At 46.2% G+C, this 21,813-nt stretch carries 5 protein-coding genes and 1 tRNA gene; all 6 read right to left on the bottom strand.

Annotated elements, in window-relative coordinates; genetic code table 11:
• Positions 1-319: 319 nt before the first annotated feature.
• The 6 genes from JXR81_08910 to JXR81_08885 all read right to left on the bottom strand — a co-directional run bounded on the left by JXR81_08910 (position 320) and on the right by JXR81_08885 (position 21,606).
• Complete coding sequence (locus JXR81_08910) at positions 320-3,418, bottom strand: DUF11 domain-containing protein (GenBank protein MBN2754962.1); 3,099 nt, start codon at positions 3,416-3,418, stop codon at positions 320-322.
• 336 nt (positions 3,419-3,754) lie between these two features.
• Positions 3,755-7,114 carry a hypothetical protein gene (locus JXR81_08905; GenBank protein ID MBN2754961.1) on the bottom strand — a complete coding sequence of 1,120 codons (3,360 nt, stop codon included), beginning with the start codon at positions 7,112-7,114 and terminating at the stop codon, positions 3,755-3,757.
• Positions 7,115-7,129: 15 nt separating this feature from the next.
• Positions 7,130-9,406: a DUF11 domain-containing protein gene (locus JXR81_08900; GenBank protein MBN2754960.1), complete on the bottom strand. Its 2,277-nt coding sequence runs from the start codon at positions 9,404-9,406 to the stop codon at positions 7,130-7,132.
• Positions 9,407-10,077: 671 nt separating this feature from the next.
• Positions 10,078-10,163: transfer RNA gene (locus JXR81_08895), tRNA-Leu, on the bottom strand.
• 878 nt (positions 10,164-11,041) lie between these two features.
• Complete coding sequence (locus tag JXR81_08890; protein ID MBN2754959.1) at positions 11,042-16,615, bottom strand: DUF11 domain-containing protein; 5,574 nt, start codon at positions 16,613-16,615, stop codon at positions 11,042-11,044.
• A 353-nt stretch (positions 16,616-16,968) separates the two neighbouring features.
• Positions 16,969-21,606, bottom strand: a complete 4,638-nt coding sequence (locus tag JXR81_08885) for a DUF11 domain-containing protein (protein ID MBN2754958.1) — start codon at positions 21,604-21,606, stop codon at positions 16,969-16,971.
• Between the last annotated feature and the right edge of the window lie 207 nt (positions 21,607-21,813).

The raw sequence follows: 21,813 nt of genomic DNA, 5'->3' as shown, positions 1-21,813 counted from the left end.
GCGGCGGCAAATCCGTATGTGCCGCGGGCTTACGATTGCCAATGAATTAACCTGAGTAATAATTTCAAGTTTATTTGGATACAAGGATACCAATTTGCGGCGCGTACTGAAAAAATATACCCAGCCCCGGTAAAAACCAAGTGACCTAGGCACGGATGCACAGAAGGACAGAAATTACAAGAACAGCGGCTTAAACTATAGGCAGTTAAGCAGAAACGTAAACATCAAGACAAGCAAGAGGAACAGAGAGACAGAGACAAATAATAAATCAACTGCCGCACCTTAAAAGGTGCGGCTACCAATACAAAACCAAGTTCATCTAATTCTGAATGAACATTTTCCCCGTAATCAGCTGTTTTGAATAATTGTTTCTTATCATATACATATAAATTCCCGGGGAAACATCAGCCCCGTTACCGTTTTTTACGTCCCAGGTTATAAATGTACTTTCGGCTTTTATTGACCTTACGTGTTCTCCGGTGATAGTGTAAACCACAAACACAGACTGCGGCACCATGTTGGCCACCTTAAGCATCCCGTCTTTTGCCGCTGATTTGCTGAAAGGATTCGGGAAAACTATAGGCTCCCTTAGCGGGTATTTGACTATCGCAGAAAAAGCGGTATTTGGGTTCTGTCCCGCGTTATACACAGAGTCATTCCAGTTTACCGCCACGCTGTTATCTATGGAATCCGAATGTATTGCATCCAGCGTCAGGCTGAATTCAAGCACAAGCTGTTTACCCGCTTCAAGCACATAGGACGGGTCAAGGACAAAAGTGACAGTACCGCCGGATAACACGGGGTCAGACGCCGTCCTGAAGTCCGTCCCCCTGAAACTTGTCCCCGGCGGCAATACGTCATTAATAGTTATGTTATATGCCGGCGACCCGGACTTGTTTGTTACAACCATCCTGTACTTTATCTCTGAACCTACAAGCGGGTTTTCCCCGGTGACTGAGAGCGTCACTTCAAGCACCGCGGGAGTGGGAACAGGCGTGTGCGTATGCGTGCGGGTAAACGTGTTGGTAAAAGTATAAGTTACCGTATTCGTGAAAGTTTTCGTGAAAGTATTTGTCACTGTAGGGGTAAATGTATTGGTATTCGTGGCGGTATTTGTATGCGTACGGGTAAAAGTATGAGTGCGCGTGTGTGTAAACGTCCTGGTAAAAGTCCTGGTATATGTCTGCGTGAAAGTGTTTGTAACGGTCGGCGTGTTTGTATGGGTGCGGGTGTTTGTAAAAGTCCGCGTGTATGTCGGGGTATATGTATTTGTGGGAGTATTGGTATCGGTGGGCGTGTTGGTATATGTGCGGGTATTTGTAAAAGTCCGCGTGTATGTCGGGGTATATGTGTTTGTGGGAGTATTGGTATCTGTGGGCGTGTTTGTGTAAGTACGGGTATTTGTAAACGTCCTTGTGAAAGTGGGGGTGTATGTGTTTGTATGGGTGAAAGTATTTGTAAAAATTGTCGTTGCCGTATATGTGTTTGTGTTTGTCCTTGTGGGAGTATGCGTGCGCGTATCAGTGGATGTATAGGTGTTTGTAAAAGTAAAGGTTTCGGTCGGGGTATTTGTATAAGTCCTGGTATTTGTGTTTGTAAATGTATTTGTAACCGTGGAAGAAGGCGGGACCGTATTGGTATGGGTAAATGTATTTGTGTTTGTGGGCGTGTTTGTATTGGTTCTTGTATTTGTATTTGTGAACGTATTGGTGACGGTGGCAGAAGGCACTACCGTGTATGTTTCCGTAAACGTATTTGTATTTGTGGGGGTGTTGGTATTGGTATGGGTGTATGTATAAGTCCTTGTATTTGTATTTGTGAACGTATTAGTGGCCGTGGCCGAAGGCACAACCGTATATGTTTCGGTAAAAGTATTTGTACTGGTGGGCGTGTTGGTGTTTGTATGGGTGTATGTATAAGTCCTTGTATGCGTGCTGGTAAAAGTATTGGTGGCCGTGGCTGACGGCACAACAGTGTAAGTCTCTGTGAAAGTATTTGTATAAGTACGGGTAAACGTCTGCGTGTGTGTAAAGGTGTTTGTGGGTGTATTTGTAAAAGTATGCGTGTTTGTAAAAGTATTGGTAAAAGTCCGCGTGAAAGTATTCGTATTAGTCATTGTATACGTGGGGCTGTTGGTGTTTGTAAAGGTATTAGTGGGCGAATTTGTATACGTGGGCGTCCTTGTAAACGTCGCGGTATTTGTGTTTGTGTTTGTAAAGGTGGCGGTATATGTCCTGGTATATGTAGGCGAATTTGTGTTTGTAAATGTCCTTGTGGGCGTCTGGGTAAACGTGGGTGTCCTTGTAGGCGTCAGCGTATACGTATACGTAAAAGTTCTGGTAAAAGTCGCGGTGGGTGTAAAAGTCTGCGTAAACGTGGGCGTGTTTGTCCAGCACCTTTTATCAAATTCAACGGTGTTGGAATTTGCGCTGCCCCCGTTCCATACCACACGCCCGTAATTATCTGCCGTAGCACAGTTATCCTGCGCCTGGCTTATCTGCCAGGAATAATCTTTGATGACAAAACTTACATTCAGACATTTATTGCCTTCAAATCCCATAGGAAAAGTAATATCCGTAAGATGCCCGTCAGCGGGTGCCTGATCAAAATTAGGGCCTGTGCTTGTGTCATTAACCCCCGTGTAAACAAACTGAAAATCAAGCGCGGCGGCGGACGGCACCACCATGTCCGCAATATCATGAATTACAACCGGGTCTTCCGTAAACCCTCCTGTATTGCATATCTGAAAAGTAACTGTTACATCCTCTGTAGTAATGTCAGATACTTTGCTCATGGATTTTACAAGCGTAAAATTCGGCGGAGGCGGAGGGTCTTCCGGCACAAGTGTGAATCCCTGCCTCATATAAAGGCACGGATGCCCGGAATTTGACGCAGTGGAGGAATACGATCGCATCTTTACCCTTAAACCCGTTCCCGGGTCAAACATCTGCTTGCCCCATGTGGTCCCCGTAACAACAACTGCATTACCCCACGAAGAATGGTCATAAGCGGGCTGGTACCAGTCCGCAGCAGGCGGAGAAGAGCAGTCAAAGGTGGATGTATTAAGTTTTACCCCGTCATCAGATGACATATAAGCGTGCTGCCCGTCGCTGTAAGTTACATCAAGAACCCATGACGTATAAATTTCACCCATTCCCGTGTCCCTGTTTAAAGCCGCAATTACGTTTCCGCCGGTGGCATTAAGATACGCAATCGGAACACTGACACAGGGTACGGGGTCTGTTGAATCCCAGTTCACATAATTAAAAGAACCCATAGAATGGCCGTTAATCCAGACATCAGTGATGTCATCGCCATTTACGCATAATGTGGCGCTTGTCATTGTGGCGGAATATAGATTAAATGCGACAATATAAAAAAGGGCTGCCAAAAGAACTTTTTTAAGCATAAATTTCATACCGACCTCTTTTATATTAATAAATTCCTTTAAATATATTATCTCACAAGGCATTTCGGAAGTCTATTTCATAATGTAAAACGGCATGGTATTTTGATTTAACGTTTAATCAAAAAGGGACGGAGGTTACAAGAGCAGCGGCTTAAGCTATAGGCAGTTAAGCAGAAGCGTAACCGTCAAGACAAACACGAAGGACAGAGAGAAGGAAACAAAATCAAATATCAATTCAACTGCCGCGCCCTAAAAGGACGCGCCTACCACTGCATATACCCAAGCCCGGTAAGGTTGAGTAGCGGAGGCCAGATACAAGCCTAGATGCGTACTAAATACTTTTTATTAATTTTGAATGAACATCTTCCCTTTTATCAGCTGTTTTGAATAATTATTCCTGATTATATATAGGTATATTCCGGGCGATACCCTTGTCCCGTTCCCGTTCTTCATATCCCAGTATATTTTTGTATTTTCCGCTTTTAACGAAATTACGTGTTCCCCGGTAATCGTATAAATTACAAAGACCGACTGCGGCACCATATTGTTTACCTTCATCTGCCCGTCTTTTACCTTTGATATGCTGACAGGATTCGGGAATACCACAGGAGCGATTAAAGGATACACCACAGTATTGGAATATGCCGTGTCCGGATTCTGTGTGTTTGTAAAGACTGAATCATTCCATTTAACTGCAACGCTGCTTTCAATATAATCAGCCGTAATTCTGTTAATTGTAACTGTATAATCAAGGGTTATCTGCCCTCCCGCGGGCAGCACATAAGACGGGTCAAGCATAAACACAACGGTATTTCCTGTCTGAACCGGATCTGATGCCGTCCTGAAATCCGTGTTTTTAAAACTTATGCCGTCAATAAGCTGCGCTGTTATCTGCAGATTATAAGCCGGCGAGCCTGTAAGGTTAATTATTTCCATCCTGTATTTAATCTCCGCGCCCGGCCTGGGATTCTGGCCCGTTACAGACAAAGCTACCGCAAGCATGGCGGGAGTGGGGATTGGTGTGGCGGTAAATGTTGCCGTGAAAGTATTCGTAAACGTGGGTGTATGCGAATAAGTATAGGTCTTTGTAAACGTATTGGTAACCGTGGGGGTAAACGTTCGTGTAAATGTAGGAGTGAAAGTATATGTCCTTGTATTAGTAAACGTCCTTGTGTTCGTGAATGTACGCGTATTGGTCCTTGTGAAAGTATGCGTGAAAGTATTAGTAACTGTGGGCGTATTTGTATAAGTCCTTGTGTTTGTTTGCGTCCGTGTATGGGTGGGCGTGTATGTATCAGTGGGCGTATTGGTGTTTGTGTAAGTATTTGTGTTCGTCCTTGTGTTTGTATGCGTTCTGGTATGCGTAAAGGTCCTTGTATGCGTAGGAGTGAATGTGTCAGTAGGCGTATTGGTGTTTGTGAAAGTGTTTGTATTGGTTCTCGTATTCGTATGCGTCCTTGTGTGCGTAGGCGTGTATGTATCAGTGGGCGTATTGGTGTTTGTATAAGTATTTGTATTGGTCCTTGTATTTGTATGAGTCCTTGTATGAGTAAAGGTTCTTGTATGCGTTGGCGTGTATGTGTCAGTCGGCGTATTGGTGTTTGTATAAGTATTTGTATTGGTTCTTGTGTTTGTAAACGTCCTTGTAAATGTAGGCGTGTATGTGTCAGTGGGCGTATTGGTATTTGTGAAAGTGTTTGTGTTGGTCCTTGTATTTGTAAATGTCCTTGTGAATGTCGGCGTGTATGTGTCAGTGGGCGTATTAGTATTTGTATGCGTGTTTGTATTGGTCCTTGTATTTGTAAATGTCCTTGTGAATGTCGGCGTGTATGTGTCAGTGGGCGTATTGGTATTTGTATAAGTGTTTGTGTTGGTCCTTGTGTTTGTAAATGTCCTTGTAAACGTAGGCGTGTAAGTGTCCGTGGGCGTGTTGGTATTTGTCGGAGTGTTTGTATCCGTATGGGTATTTGTAAACGTTCTTGTATATGTGGGCGTATAAGTATCTGTAGGCGTATTGGTATCCGTAAAAATTTCAGTGGGCGTATGCGTATTTGTATGCGTCCTGGTGTGCGTGTTTGTCCTTGTGTCTGTGGGCGTATAGGTATTTGTAAAAGTAAACGTCTCTGTTGGGGTATTGGTATAAGTCCTTGTATAAGTCTGAGTGAATGTGTCTGTGGCGGTGGAAGACGGCGGAACAGTATTGGTATGGGTGAATGTATTTGTGTTGGTTGGCGTGCTGGTTTCTGTGGGCGTATCTGTAAACGTCCTTGTATATGTGCTTGTATATGTATCCGTGGGCGTATTGGTAAATGTCGCGGTATTTGTATCGGTGGGCGTACTGGTATTTGTATTTGTGTCCGTGGCTGTACGCGTGAACGTGACTGTGGAAGTTGCCGTTGCAGTAACAGTTATTGTCGCGGTAGGGGTAACCGTCCTTGTGTTGGTCATTGTGTCAAAGAATGTATTTGTAGCTGTCGGCGTCGCTGTTCTTGTTGACGTGTTGGTCCTTGTAACAGTAACCGTAGCCGTGAACGTGACTGTGGGAGTGGCAGTATAAGTAATGGTGGTGGTGGCAGTAGGCGTTGATGTGCGCGTGACTGTTACTGTTGCCGAAGGCGTGGCTGTTATTGTGACAGTACTTGTCGGCGTTGCCGTGGCAGTACTTGTAAATGTATTAAAAGGAGTCGCCGTACTTGTAGATGTGACAGTACGCGTAACGGTTACTGTTGACGTTCCGGTGGCAGTGCGGGTTGCGGTAAAAGTAACCGTCCCTGTCGCCGTAAAAGTTACAGTTGATGTGGCAGTAGATGTCCTGGTGGCGGTGGATGTGCTGGTAGCCGTAAAAGTCACTGTACCCGTAGCTGTAAAAGTAACAGTGGCAGTCGGAGACGCGGTAACAGTCATTGTGCTTGACCTTGTGGGCGTGTATGTAACCGTCTGGGTATTTGTCCTTGTAGGCGTGGCTGAATTTGTTGAAGTCCTTGTAAACGTCGGTGTCGGCGGCTGAATCTGCACAGTGGCAACAGATGTCATAAAAGGTGTGCCAAGCGCGTTTTCAATCCATACAATATTTGTTACGGATTCCCACGTATTTGTGGGTGTTGCAGTCGGAATGGAACACGGCTCCGCTCCTGTATCCGGATCAGTAACTCCCGGCGCTGTTTCTTCAAGAACAACACCAAGCGTGTCATATAAAACAAACCATTTATAATCATCTTTTACAAGCACTCCGTGTCCTGAATAATCATCATTCACCGGATCAAAAGGATTAGCCCCGCTTATCGCGCCGTTTAACCGTATATTTTGCCCGGGCTGAAGCTGTGAAGCCGCGCTTAAGTTAAGCTGTATATACCTGTTTGCAATCCTGTCAGCCGCTTCTATACATTCCGGAATTACGGCAGTTGTTGAATTTACGGTTACCGCGTTGCTAAGATTTGGATTCTGAAGGTCACGGTTGTACCATGAAGCCGCAGGGGTAAATGTGCCGTTAAACCACGCCCTGACATATAACCCTGTTATATCCACCGGCGTTGTTCCGGTATTATAAATAAATATTTCTATATTCATCCTGTCATTAGTTGCCGGATTATTTGATACCGCAATCTGCATATTAAGGCCCGCTGAAGCGTACGCGGAAAAAAACGCAATAAATGCCGTGGCAAGCAAAAACACTCTGCGCGCTTTTATACCGCTTCTTTTAAACACTTCATCACCCTGCCTTTAATCTATTCTTCCCGTCCAGGTAAAACACCCGTCGCTTCCGGGCAGTGAATTATTCACGGTCCATCTGATAGTTCCGGCACTGACGGTTCCCCCGCCGTTACTGATAACAGTGGTCCTTGGCGGAATCGGGTCTCTGATAACTATATTTGACGGAAGTTCGCCTGTATTTTCCCAGCATATTGTAAATGTAACAGTATCGCCCACTTTTATTACATTCGGGTTTGCCGTTTTAGTGACGGACAACGCTTCAATACATCCCACATGCAGTATAGTTTCATTTGATACAATAGGCTCATTATTAGTACTTTCCATCCTTGCAACGTTTGTTATGTTGGCGCAGGTTCCAACAATACCTCTCCAGGTAAATGAACCCGCGTCATTTGAAATGCCGGCCGGAAGATTCCACGTAAAGGGAGCTCCGCCTGTGCATCCCGAACATACAGGGCTGTTGACTCCCGTGGGAATATCATCAATTACCCTGCCGTCAGAGACGCTTTTGGGAACATATACCGCAAAATTATCATACCCGTCGCTTACAGGATAAGCCGCATCATCTCCGCCCTGATTGCCCACCCCCGGGCGCCAGTCATTATAAGTCCCGCTTCCCCTGCAGTCCCAATCCGCGGTGTACATTGACGTGTCAAGATAATCAATATCCCAGCCTGCAGGCTCCGCGTCGCCCCTTGGCCAGACTTTAGCCTGAATCCTCTGCCCTGTTGCTTCGTTTATAACATTTATCCTTACCCTGTACCACTGCCTTGCGTACACAGGGCCCATTCTTGGCGGATTTACTTCAGCCGGAATATCAGGATAAACTTTTTGAACAAAAAAGTTGCCTGGCGTCTCATCAATTGAAATACCGACGCCTATTGACCTTGCCGCGGTGCCGGTCTGGCCGTTTGTCCTTATAATAACCATCGCGTCCGCGCCGCTGTAGCCTTCATCCTGAATAATTACATCGGTCACTATCATACCTTCGCAGAACTGGTCGCTTGTATCGGTTCCGCTTCCGTCATCTAAAACAAGCGACGGATAATGCCCGCTGGCTGTCGGATCCCATCTGTTGCCCTGAAGATAGTTGTCGCCAGTGTCACAATCATCAATCATACGCCATCTTCCATTATAACCGTCTTCAGGTATGTGCCTCCACCCTGTAGGCGCGGTTGCATAGTATTCCGAACCGTCTGTAAACTCGTCAAAATTATGGTAATTTTTTACAGCCATCCCGTTTACTTCCCATTCAAGATAATAGGTTATTGTGTCTCCCTGATTCAACACATCCGCGCTTTGGGATTTTTCAAGGTTCAGCGTTGCCTGGCCTGTTGTAATTGAAACCGTTGAAGAGTCAGTCAAAGTCCCCATAGCCGCGTTTACAGTATTATCTATTGTTGCCGGAGTAACATCATGATCCCCGTTTAGTTCATAAACTATCCACAAAGTTCCTTCTGTATATCCGGGAACGCCTGCCTTTGACGGCAGCGTCCACGTAACCGTGCCTGATGTGGCACCCACAGCAGGTGCGCTTGAAAGCCTTAACGCAGGCCCCGCTTTTACAAACCTAAGGTGGCTTCCCGCGGGGACAGCATCTGTAATGGTCACAGGGCCGCCGTTGGCATATTTATAATTAATAGTGTAAACAAGCTGGTCGCCGTCTTTTGTAACAACACCTTCCGCGGCTTTATGCACATCAAGATAAGGGGGAGGAACAGGAATACTAAAAGGAAGCATTATGGCGCCGCACGCGGGCGCCGTAGGTGTTACCCAATGATCTTTGTTAAGCGGGGCTTTTTCCACAACTATACTTAAATATAAACTTGTCTGATTACATCCTGAAAAATCATCGGCAGAAGGCATAACAAGGTTATAAACAACCGTTTTTTTCTGCCCTTCTCCGCCTTCGCAGTCTGTGCAGTCCATTACGTCGCCGTAAACAGGTCCGTCTCCCATTGTGGTATTATCGCCAAACCTATCGCCGGATGAAGAAGCAGGTCCTAATGTCTGAACACCTATACCTTCATTGCTTACAAGAAACCACTGACCGAATGTGGAAGGCGGTTTTCTTGAGCTTTGGTCGTGAACTGCAATAAGGATATCGTTATCAGTATTATCACCAAGACAGACTTCAACCGTTACCGTAAAAGGCTCGTCAAATCCCGGATTGGTTGGCACCATTGAATAACTTAATATTTTAGGATTATCAGCGTATGCAGCTGCAGAAAAAAGAATAAATATAAATAAAGATAAAATTTTCCCTGTAAAATTCTTTTTAATCATTTATTTTCTCCCCGTACAAATATAAATATCTTGTCAGGAATTACATTTACTTATAAACAAACTCCCTTTATTATTATATTCAATTTTTATTGTTTAGTCAATAAAAGACGGCAGCTCGGCAGCTCGGCAGCTCGGCAGCTCGGCAGCTCGGCAGCTCGGCAGCTCGGCAGCTCGGAAGGTCGGAAGGTCGGAAGGTCGGAGGGACGGAAGGTCGGAGGGTCGGAGGGTCGGAAGTAAGATCGGAGGTTTGACGTCTTGATTTAGATCTGGTAGGCGCACCTTTTAAGGTGCGGCAGTTGAATTAAAAGAAAACGCGGACTGCCTTCTCCGCCATAGCTTCGGGAAAGACCCGCGTCTACCATACCTTTAATACTAAACACAAACAAAAACGAGACGAAATTTATTTCGTCTCTACATTAAAATCAAATAAATTTAATAATGAAGAGGCGCAATACATTGCGCTAGTTTTATATTTTTAGATTTGTTTTTGATATTTTCGGGTTTACTTCCATCCCTCTGTGCATCCGTCCATTAGGTTTTAGTGCCGTACCGCCGACTTTACTTCCATCCCTCTGTCCCTCTGTGCATCCGTCCCTCGGGTTTTAGTGCCGTGCCGCCGATTTTACTTCCGTCCCTCGGACCATCCGTGCATCCGTCCCTCGGTTTTTATTTGGTGCGGATGGGGGGAGTTGAACCCCCACACCCTTGCGGGTACTAGTACCTGAAACTAGCGCGTCTGCCATTCCGCCACATCCGCACAAATATAAACGGGATATAAAGATTTACCACATAATTAACCCTGTGTAAAGCGTATAAATTTACCGTGATTAACCGCGAAAGACAGGGATTTAAAACAAAAAGGGCAGAGAAAATTTAATTTCCCTGCCCTTTTCAAAACATCTCCCCGACCCCTGTTAATTATCTATTTCACAAAAGCAAATGACGCTGAAATAAAAAAAATAAACAGCATGAACAGAACAACATTTACCGTGGCCTTTGACAGTTTCATGCGCTTTCCTCCGCTTTGTATTTATCATTCCCTTGTGTAATAGGACAGAACAAGCGGAAAAAAAGTTCCATCTATTTAAAAGGAAAACATAAGATTTTATCCAATAACCTTTTATCCCATATCCCATAAATAAAAACTGACGCGGACTGCCATCTCCGTCATAGTAGTGTTCTTGCTGCGACGGCCGGGAAAGACCCGCATCTACCACTTCATAAATACCAAGACAAAACAGGGGTTGGGTGTGTTTTTTCAGTGCGTGCCGCGTAAATACCGTATGTATGCAGCAGTAGGGATTTAATGCAACGCCGGCAAATCCGTATTTGCTGGAAGTTCCCGGTTGCCAATGAATTAACCTGACTGATAATTTCAAATTTGTTTCGATACAAGAATACCAATTTGCGGCGCGGGCTAAAAAAATATACCCAACCCCCTGTGGCGTTGGATGCTTGGAGGCTTAGACGCTTGAAGGCTTGGAATTAAAAATAAACAGCAAATACAACTGCCGCGGGCTAAAGACCCGCGTCTACCAAACCTTTAGTTCCAATTCAACGGCGAGGCGCAATATATTGCGCCTCTACATTATTTGTTTTATTTATTGGATATGGGATAACAGTTTATGGGATAGTTCAGTTATTAACTACAAACAGTTTCGCCCTCTGCACCTTATTATTCGCCTTATTATGAATGGTTATAAAATACAGCCCCGGCGATACGTCGTTTCCGTATTTATTCTTGCCGTACCAGTACGCTATTATATTTTCCGCCTGTATAGATATTACGTTTTCACCCGCCACCGTGTATATCTGTATTATGGAACCGGGCGGCACATTATCTATCTTTAAACGCCCGTCTTTTGCTTTTTTCGGGTTAAACGGGTTGGGGTATATCACAGGCATTCCGCCCGGATAGTACTTTACGTCAGACTGTACTTCATTCTTAGGAAATAACGGGAATGCATTATCATTATATGCCGCGGTCGCGGTATTTTCAAAAACCCTGTCAGCCGGCATCTGTGTTATTTCCACCGTAAACTCAAGCGTAATTTCATCCACGCATGACGGCGTTCCGGGATAACACTGCGAGTTAAGCGTAACTCCCTCAAAATCCCAGCTTATTACATCCCCGTCCAAAGAGTAACTGTACGGTGACGGAGATGACGCGGATACAAACCTTGTCCCTGCCGGCAGCGTGTCCCATATATCTACATTCCATGTATCCGAAGGCATTGTGTTTCTTATCACTATCTGATACGTGATTCTTGCCCCGACTTTGGGAGTCTCCCCGCTTACGTTAATTTCAAGTGAAAGTTCCACCGGAGTAGGCCCGGGTGTAAAAGTTAATGTGACGGTCGGCGAGACAGAAGGCGTTGCAGAAGGCGTTGCGCTTTGAGTAAATGTAAATGTTATTGTCTTTGTGGAAGATGATGAAGGCGAAACCGTCTGCGTGGCGCTTTGTGTTGCCGTAAATGTAATTGTGGCGGTGACGGAATTTGTGGGTGAATCAGTCGCGGTGGCAGTGGGCGTTCCTGTTAAAGTCACAGTGGGAGTATTTGTAGCCGTATACACCGGCGAATCTGTCGCCGTTAAAGTCACAGTAACCGTATGCGTCACAGTATAAGTAATACTTGAAGTAACAGTCATAGTAGATGTGGGAGTTGAACTTGCAGTCGGAGAATCTGTAAAAGTAATAGTCAGCGTAAACTGAGGCGAATTGGTGCTTGTCGCTGTTATTGTCGGCGTAGAAGTTGCGGTATTGGCAGGGCTTGCGGTGGACGTTTCGGTTACCGTAACAGTTTCTGACGGAGTTAAGCTTGGCGTGTAAGACGTGGTCCATGTCTCTGTTATTGTCGCGGAGATTATTATTACAGTCTCTGACATTGTTATTGTTGACGTAGATGTTACAGTAAAAGTTAAAGAAGGCGAAGCTGTCGCGGTCAATGTAGGTGTTGCTGTTGCGCTTGAAGAAGGCGAGGCCGTCACAGTATTAGTTACTGTAAGCGTGGCGCTTGACGAAGGTGACGGAGTTACCGTCGATGTAAAAGTAGATTCCGGTGTTAAAGTTGATGTCGGCGATGCAGTTGCAGTTACAGTAGCAGTAGAAGTTAATGTAGCCGTGGCAGTCAAAGTTGAAGTACTTGTAACAGTTGAAGTTATGGTAGCTGTCACCGTGGGCGTGTTTGTGGGTGTTGTCGCCCCGCATATTACGTCAACAGAAACCTGGTCAGCTACCGTATAAGTTATTCCCTTTGGTTCAACATACGCTGTATTTACAACCGGCCCGCAGACAGAACCGTCTGCCTGTGCCACCCACGAATAAGAAATCTGCTGGCCCACGGGCATAGACGGTATAAGCGGCCATATTACTTCGCCTGTATTTAAGGCGCCTGAATCAGAAGCGCTTACAAATGCCATACCGGCCGGAACAGGGTCACGGACAAGCACGTTATAGGCTGTGTCAAGTTCTGTCCTGAAATAGGATATTGTATGATTGCCGGAAGTGCCTTTTCCCGCCGGCCCGCCTGCCACACTGCCGTGAACAAATCCCGCCATGCCGGACGCGGCAGGCATTGAACCCGAAGCTAATAGCGGCGTAGGCGACCAGGCTGTAATACTGTGGTCTTTTACAAAAACACTTACAGTCGTGCCGTTCATAACTATTTTAATATCCGCAATAGCGGGTATTTTTCCGCCGCCGGTTGCCGCGTAAGAATCCATTACAGTAGCGCCGCTATAAAGCGTCGCGCTTTCGCTCCATGACTTATTCATATAAAGGAAGCAGTTATTTCTGAATTTCATTCCAAAATCCTGGCTGTCAGCAAAAGCTACCGTTGCGTAAATTGTACCGTTTACGCCGCCGGAATAATCATAAGTCATAAGGGTATTTATATTTGAAGGTGTGATTATATTTCCGCCGGAAAAAGTATAATAGGAAGGAGCTGCCGTCCAGTCCGCGTTAGACGCAAATACAGTGGAATCAGACGAAGAATCAATCACACATCCTATCAGATTCGTATAATCAATTGTATATGTAATATTGCTTCCCTGCGCCACGCTTGCCGCGCTTGCGGTTTTGGTAAGAGAAGACGGCGGAGGCGGAGGCGGAGGTACATAATTACACGTAACAGAAAGCGTCCACGAATCCGCGACAGGCGATTCATTATCGCCGTATATCCAGGCGTTGTTGATAACTGTTTTATCGCCCATAGGGCAAGAACCCGCCACAGTGGCCCAGTAAGAGACATAGCCGCTTTCATTTACAAGCATATCGCCCACATCCCAGTCCATTGTCCGGGTTACTGCATTCCATACGCCGGCAGGAGTCGTGGTTACAAATCCGCCAAAATTCAATTCCGCGGGCAGGCTGTCTATAATATGAATGTTCTGTATCTGGCGTCCGGGCTGCGGGCCATTGCCAAATACCCTGCGCCACGTATATCCATCCCATTCTTCCACTAATATATTTGTCACATTTGTCGGCTCTGTTTCGCACGCGTCTTTGTTCATCTTTGTGACAGGTATGCCGGGTGTTGTCGGGTCGCCGTCAGTATAGTCTTCGCTTATAGGAGGCGTTCGCATGTTCTGGCCGCCAAGTACGGACAACTGCGACCAGTCATCTGTCCAGTCCTGCCCTGTTGAATTCGCGTTGCCAACCCTTATCTGCGCCCAAAAAGGCCTGTCATCTTTTCCCGCGTTCCCGTTTACCGGATCCGGAAAATGCACCATGTAATTTAAACCAAAATATTTATGAAGATAAAAAGAAGGTAATGTATATGACGGGTTAGCAGCGTCGCCAAACCGCACCATTAACCGCTGATTCCAGCACCCCTGCGCGTCGCAGTCAGGTACAAGGTCCTGTGATTCAAAAAACATTCCGCCTTGTATTCCCTGATAATTCTGCGGAAAAAATTTCCACCCCGCGCCGTGGGTGTCTGAATTAACAAAAAATGAAATCCTGTAATTTGCCCAGTCTATCATCGGCTCCGCGGCCTGATGCATAGCGTATACGGTATAAAGCGCGTCCATTGTTGAAGTCCCGGGTATAGAACCGTCAGGGCCTATATTAAAAGTAACGCCATATCTTCCGCCGTCAAGCCACCCTGCCTTGGAAGAATTTTCGTACTGAATTGTGTATGTGACAGTATCACCGGGATTTGCCGCGTAAGCATTAGCGGTCTTTGTTATAACCAATGCCGCCGCTATTATGTCAACACAGTTTCTTCTCATCACTGTGGAAATATCATTGGGTTCGTCAGACGTTGTCCAGCCGGTACCGTTTGCCGCGGAAATATCGGCTGTGTTGCATATCCTTCCGTTGGGAGCGGTATCCTTGATTCTTGCAACAAGCGTTATGCCGCCCACTGTGGCTCCGGTATTCTGGTTATGCAGCCCTGTAACGTTAAACGGCCCCCAGCGTAAAATATTTCCGCTTGAATAATCCGGACTTGGAGTAGAGCTGATAAATTCCAGGTCAGATGGAAGCGTATCTGTTATATACACTCCTGTCGCATCAACAGAGCCGTAATTTCTGTAATTAAGGTGATAAGTAAGAACGTCACCCGTAAAAGCGTATGTCTTATCAACCGCTTTGTAAATTTTCATATTTGCCTGCGGAACCCAATTACACGGGTCATTATAATTACCGGTAAACATTACAAGGCCAAGAGTCCTGAAAAACCCGTGAAAATAGCGGGGCACTGATGTAAGATAACCGTCACCGCCCGTGCCCTGAGAATCCCAAAGACCCATCAATTCCCTGAACCAGTCTTCCATCTGCCCGAAGTTCTGTCCCACTATTACGGCAGACGCGCTTGCGCCAAAAATATTGTTTATGTGCTGACCGTCTTCCGCGCCGTCTAATCTATAATTGGTGACCATGCCTGCCGCGCCCTGCGCGTGAAGAGGAAATGTCCACCACTGGTTACAGTAACCGTGATTGTCATAAAAATTCGCAAGCTTTACCGCAGCCGTATATTCATCCGTATTTCCACCGGCTATTACCTGATGCGTTACAGGATCCCACGAAGTTGACGGATTTCCATACAGCATATAATATAGAGCGTGCCTCCACGGCGACCGCAAATCTTCCGCAAAAATTTCATTTGAAAACGATACTACAGAACCGTCATTATTAACGGTAAACGAGCCCGCTATAGGCACAGTATGCATTGCGGCAAGTTTGCCTTGCAGCCACGTGGTAGACGCAGCCGCGCGCCTGTGCTGATTTACGTTTGACCAGTTACCGGGAAGCAGTGTTGTATCCCTTGTATCGCCGTTTGCTTCAAGGGTATCCGCGAAACATTTAAAATATGAAGGCCCTACGTAATCATAAAAATGCGAAATGCTTCCCATGCCGTCCGGCTGTGCCGGGCAGTATGGGGATGGGCCGGGGCAGTTTGCCCACATAGTCGTGTCGTGCCACGTGTTGCCGCCTTTGTGGTATCCGTCAAAACCCACGTCGCCGCTTGTGTAATTATCAATATTGTTTCCGGGGCCGCGTTCAACAAGAAACCTCATCATATCAATTGCCATCTGTTTATATTGAATTTCCGGGTTTCCGGCGGTGTTATTGGATCCGGTACCGCCCGGCGCGTAATAACCCGTTCCATCGCCCCACTGTTTCCACGCAATTAACGCGGCCATTGCAATATCCATATCGCCGTCAGTAGCAGAATCCTGATTTGTGCCATAAACACCGGGTACATGAATACCGTATTTATATAAAGGATTTACTTCCACGCCCGTTGAATATTTGTCAGTCCTTGCAAACCACCCGTTTTCATTCATCCAGAACCAGATTCCGTCAAATGTGTCTTTATCAGCCATTAAAGCCGCGGCAAGCAGGTGATAACCATGCCCCTCGCTGCATAATATTCCGTCGCCGTCCCAATCAAGAATAAGCTGTTTATTTACGTTTACACCGGCCGCGTTCTGATATGTCACGCTTCCGTCATAGCTGAACCTGTTGGAATGAATTTTCCACGCTTCACTTCCCCATCTTTCCATTTCCGCGTGTGATACACCGTCCGGCATGTGAAGCCAGTGGGCAAGCGTATAAAGGTCAGCCTGCGCGCCCGCCGCGTAAGTCCCATGAAACTGCGGAAAAGGCATAGTGGGGTTGCCGGAGTTAATATTTATATTAATAGCGGCAAACGCCATCGCCGAAAAACACAATGTGATAACTGTAAGTAAAAATCTTTTCATATAACCCCTTTATATTCTGTCTTCCGCTATTATTTAACTGCCTATAGCTTAATTCGCTTCTTTTTTTACGCTTCTGCTTATCTGCTTAATGCTTAATTACTTATTTATTAACATCCACTTCCGCGGATAATACCGCATAATGTTTGATATAGATGCGGTATTAAAGACCCGCGTCTATCCCGCCTGCTTCAGCTCGCAGACTCGCTTCATTGCCGGGATTTCCGCTTCGCAGGCTCGCTCCAACCAAATCTAAACCGAGACGTCAAACCGCTGATCTTACTTCCGTCCCTCTGTACCTCTGTGCATCCGTCCCTCGGTTTTTATACCGAGCTGCCGAGCCGCTAAGCTGCGGCTTAGTTCCCCACCACAAACAGCTTTGCCCTCTGCACTTTCCCATTCGCCTTATTATGTATGGTTATAAAATACAGCCCCGGCGATACGTCGTTTCCGTATTTATTTTTGCCGTACCAGTACGCTATTATATTTTCCGCCTGTATGGATATTACGTTTTCACCCGCAACCGTGTAAATCTGTATTACCGAACCCGGCGGTACGTTGTCTATCTTTAAGCGCCCGTCTTTTGCCTTTTGCGGGTTAAACGGATTCGGATATATCACAGGCATTCCGCCCGGATAGTATTCAACACCTGTGTCTATTATAGGATGCTTTGGATAATTCGGATACGCGTAATCATTGTAATCAGCCGATGCCGAATTTTCAAAAACCCTGTCAGCGGGCATCTGCGTTATTTCAACGGTGAATTCCACCGTGATTTCATCCACACATGACGGCGTTCCTGGATAACACTGCGCGTTAAGCGAGACTCCCGCAAAATCCCAGCTTATTACATCCCCATCCAAAGAGTAACTGTACGGCGATGGGGTTGAAGCTGATACAAACTTTGTCCCTGCCGGCAGCGAATCCCATACATTTATGTTCCATGTATCTGCCGCGTACGGATTTTTTATAACAATCTGATAAGTAATCTTTGCCCCGACCTTAGGATTCTCTCCCCATGCTTTTAATCCCATTTCAAGTTCAACAGGAGTAGGGCCGGGAGTATTTGTATGTGTTGCCGTGAATGTTGATGTAAACGTGGCGGTATGCGTGAAAGTGTTTGTAAATGTGTTTGTGTTTGTCGCGGTAAAAGAAGGCGTACGTGTGTTTGTCGCCGTAAACGTGTCAGTAAAGGTGGATGTCTGCGTATAAGTGAACGTCTCCGTAAAAGTATTTGTAAAAGTGCGGGTATTAGTGTTTGTTGCCGTGTCTGTGTAAGTCATTGTATTTGAATGCGTGAAAGTCTGGGTAAAAGTATTAGTCGGCGGCGGCGTGCCTGTCACGGTATCTGACGCCGTGTATGTATACGTTGCCGTACTTGTAGAGGTATCAGTGCTTGTGGCGGTGTATGTGTACGTGTAAGTCTCTGTCGGCGTGTCTGTTGCCGTATTCGTAAATGTGCTTGTGGCAGTCTCTGTATCTGTTGACGTGTTTGTGGAAGTAATTGTAACGGTTGCGGTCGGCGTTGCCGTCATGGTGGGAGAAGCTGTCCACGTTAATGTTATTGTCGCGGAAATTATTATTGTCGTCTCTGTCTGCGTTATTGTTAAAGTGGGCGTCTGCGTGAAAGTTGATGAAGGCGAAACAGACGGCGTGGATGTCATCGTTGAAGTCATTGTGGCGCTTGACGACGGCGTTGACGTTAAAGTTGAAGTCGCGCTGGACGTAACAGTGGCCGTGGATGTTAATGTTGAAACCTTAGTATCCGTTGAAGTGGGCGAAGCTGTTATGGTTACGGTGGTTGTCGCTGTAAGCGTTACAGTGGATGACGGCGTTATTGTATTGGTGGCTGTTGAAGTCGGTGATGCTGTTTGTGACGGGCTTGAAGTTATGGTTACTGTAGAAGTGCTTGTGCGCGTGGCAGTGGGCGTTGATGTAAATGTGGGCACCACCCCGCATCTTATTGTGACTAAAGCGTCATCACTTACAGGCGCCTCTTTATCGCCGTAAACAAACGCTTTATTAATCTGCGGCGTATCAGCCACAGGGCATCCGGGATCAGTCACAACCGCATAATACACTATCTGCCCGCACTGGTTTATCTGCATATCGCCTATTGTCCAATCAAGCGACTTGCCGCTCTGCGCGAGAGTGGCTCCGGCCGGAGCCGATACAACGCCGCCAAAAGTAAGATACGCGGGTAAAGAATCAACCACATGCACGCCGGTGACTTCACGGCCCGGCATCGGCCCGTTGCCAAAAACCCTTCTCCAGGTATAACCATCCCACTCTTCAACTAAAATATTATCAATTGATATCGGCGTGGTTTCGCACGCGTGCTTGTTTACTTTATTCCATGTTACGGATGTTCCGTCCCCTTTTGTCCAGTCCGGGTTTATGGGAAACATGGGCTGGTCCGGCCCGCTTACATTCATAGCCGTGGTCTGCTGCGACCAGTCGTCTGTCCAGTCCTGCGGGTTCATATACGTTGAATCAAAAAGCCTTACTTCAAAATAAAAAGGAGATGTGACAGTGCCCATATGGATTCTGCTCATCATTCCGTAATAATTATAAAGGTGGTGCGTGGGCGTGGACGGCATTGAATTGAAAGTCATCATAAGCCTTTGGTTCCAGGACTGCCCCGTGGCGTCGGTGCAGGCGGTCGGCATGCACGCCACAAAATCTTCAGTTGTCATTGAAATAGTGGCGTCAAACGGAGCGCTGGAGTTTTTGGCTATGCCCCACTGAGTGCCGTGAAGTTCTGAATTTACAAAATAAGAAATACGGTAATTGGACCAGTCTATTACCGGCTCTGCCGCTTCGTGGTGCGCCGCAAAATCCAATTTGTATTCCGAAGAGTTTGTTTCAAGCGGATTAACTCCCGCAGCCCAGTTAACCCCTGACCTTCCGCCGTTTATCCATCCCGCGGCCGCCGCGGAGTTACAGAAATCTATTGTATAAGTAACGGTATCGCCAACACCCACCAAAGACGCTCCGGCGGTCTTTGTAATGGTTAAAGCCGCAGATACTATATCAATGCAGTTTCTTCTTAACACCGCGGATACTTCATTCGGGAATTCACTTGATGTCCAGCCGGTACCATTACTGCAGCGGATATCGGCAAAGTTGCAGTAACGCCCCTGCGCCGCGTCGGATTTTACACGCGCCACAACTGTTATGCCGCCCATTGTCGCGCCGTAATTCTGGTTTCTCATGCCGGTTACGGTAAACCCTGACCCTCCCCATTCATAAATCCCGTTCGCGGAATCAGAAAAAACAGGCGCGGGAACGGAAGAAACAAATTCAATAGCGCTTGGAAGCGTGTCACGGACCGTAACATTTGTGGCATCCATTGAACCGTAATTGCGGTAATTTATCCAGTAAGTTATTATATCTCCCGGGAAACCGTAGGTTTTGTCAGTTGACTTATATACCTTCATATTTGCCGTAGGCATTATATCGCAGGCATTGGGCCAGTTGCCGGTTAAAATCATAAGCCCCACCTGGCGGAAGAATCCGTGAAAATAAGCGGGCACAGAAGATAAATAATTATCACCGGGAGTAGCGACATCCCATTCAATCATAAGTTCCCTGAAGAACTGCCCCATTAAATCAAAATCCTGTGAAGCCACAATAGCGGGAGCGGACGCACCAAACCTGTTTAAATGAAATGTCCAAAATTCCGACCCGTCAAGGTTATACGCGGTTAAAGCGGCAACCCCGTTAAAAGTAATTTTGGAAGATCCATAAGTTTTACACGCAAGCCCTGTTGCCTGCGGGTTTCTGTAAAAATTCGCCTGCTTTATAGCGGCGTTATACTGCCATGTGTTGCCGCCTGCGGTTATAGCGTGATTTACAGGGTCCCAGTCTTCTGTCGGATTACCGTTCCATAAATAATCAAGTATATTTCTTAAAGGCGCGCGGAAGTCTTCTCCGCCCACGTTAAAGTTCTGAAAAGTAACTGTGGAGCCTGTTATAGAATACTGTCCTGCATCAACAACTTTATGCGAACTTGCGGCAAGCCTTCCCATAACCCAGTTGGAAGCGGCGGTTGCGCGGAAAAACTGATTGTAATTCCACGCGGGGTCTCCGTTTGCCTGAAGCGCTTCACCAAAACACCTGTAATAACCCGGCGCGGTATAATCGTAATATGAATTTGACTGCGGGCCCGCCCTGTTTGGTTTGTCCCCGGGCTGCGATATCGCCCAGTTTGTAACTTCGGGCCAGGTATTGCCGCCCTTTACGTAACCGTCAAAACCAATATCGCCGGAGTCATAGTAAGCGTCTCCCACAATATCACCTTCATCTTTTTCAACCATAAAACGCATAAGGTCAAGCGCCATTTGTTTATACTGAATTGCGGGCTGGCTATTTGTGTTATTTGCGCCGGATCCGCCGGGCGCGTAATAACCTGTATTATCGCCCCACTGTTTCCACGCGATAAGGCAAGCAAGGGCTATGTCATCATCGCCGTCAGTGGCAGCGTCAGAACCGGGACCTGCCCACGCCGGCGCCCACGCGCCAAAGTTGTATCCGGGATTGTAAATTGTATTTGTGGAATATATTTTGGATTTGTTAAAATAATTGTTTTCAACCAGATAAAACCAAAGCCCGTCAAACGCATCCTTGTCGCACATTAAAGCAGCACCCAAAAGCGCGTAACCATGGCCTTCAGAACAATATGGGCTGGACGTGTCTTTGATTAAGTTGACATTGACGTTTGCGCCGGCAGCGTTCTGATAGGTTATTGTGCCTGCGTAATTAAATTCATTTGAATGTATCTTCCACGCGTCGCGCATCCACATTTCCATTTCCGCGTGTGAAACCCCATCAGGCAGGTGCGAAGCAAGTGTTTCCCCGCCAACGTAATCCATAAACTGCGGAAAAGGCATAACAGGGTTTCCGGAATTAATATTTATATTAATAGCCGCAAATGAAGAAATAGATATGCCTATGGCCGCTGAAGCTGTAAGTAAAACCTTTAATAGCTTCAAAACATTTACCTTCTTTCATGATATGAAATCCCGTTCTATTGATTTATTATATATATCGCGTATATAGAAGTCAATAAACAGTTTACACGTTTAATTTAGACAACACAAAAGAAATAAGGTTTCTCTATTTCTGTCCATAAATAACCTTATTTTTAAGGACTTTTGTGGTTTTTGTAAAAAAACAAAGATGACAAAACAGTTGTATTC

It is taken from the genome of Candidatus Goldiibacteriota bacterium (assembly GCA_016937715.1).
In the GTDB taxonomy this organism is placed as follows: domain Bacteria; phylum Oederibacteriota; class PGYV01; order PGYV01; family PGYV01; genus PGYV01.
Note: the sequence above shows the minus strand (reverse complement) of the source record. Positions and strands in the feature narration are given on the sequence as shown.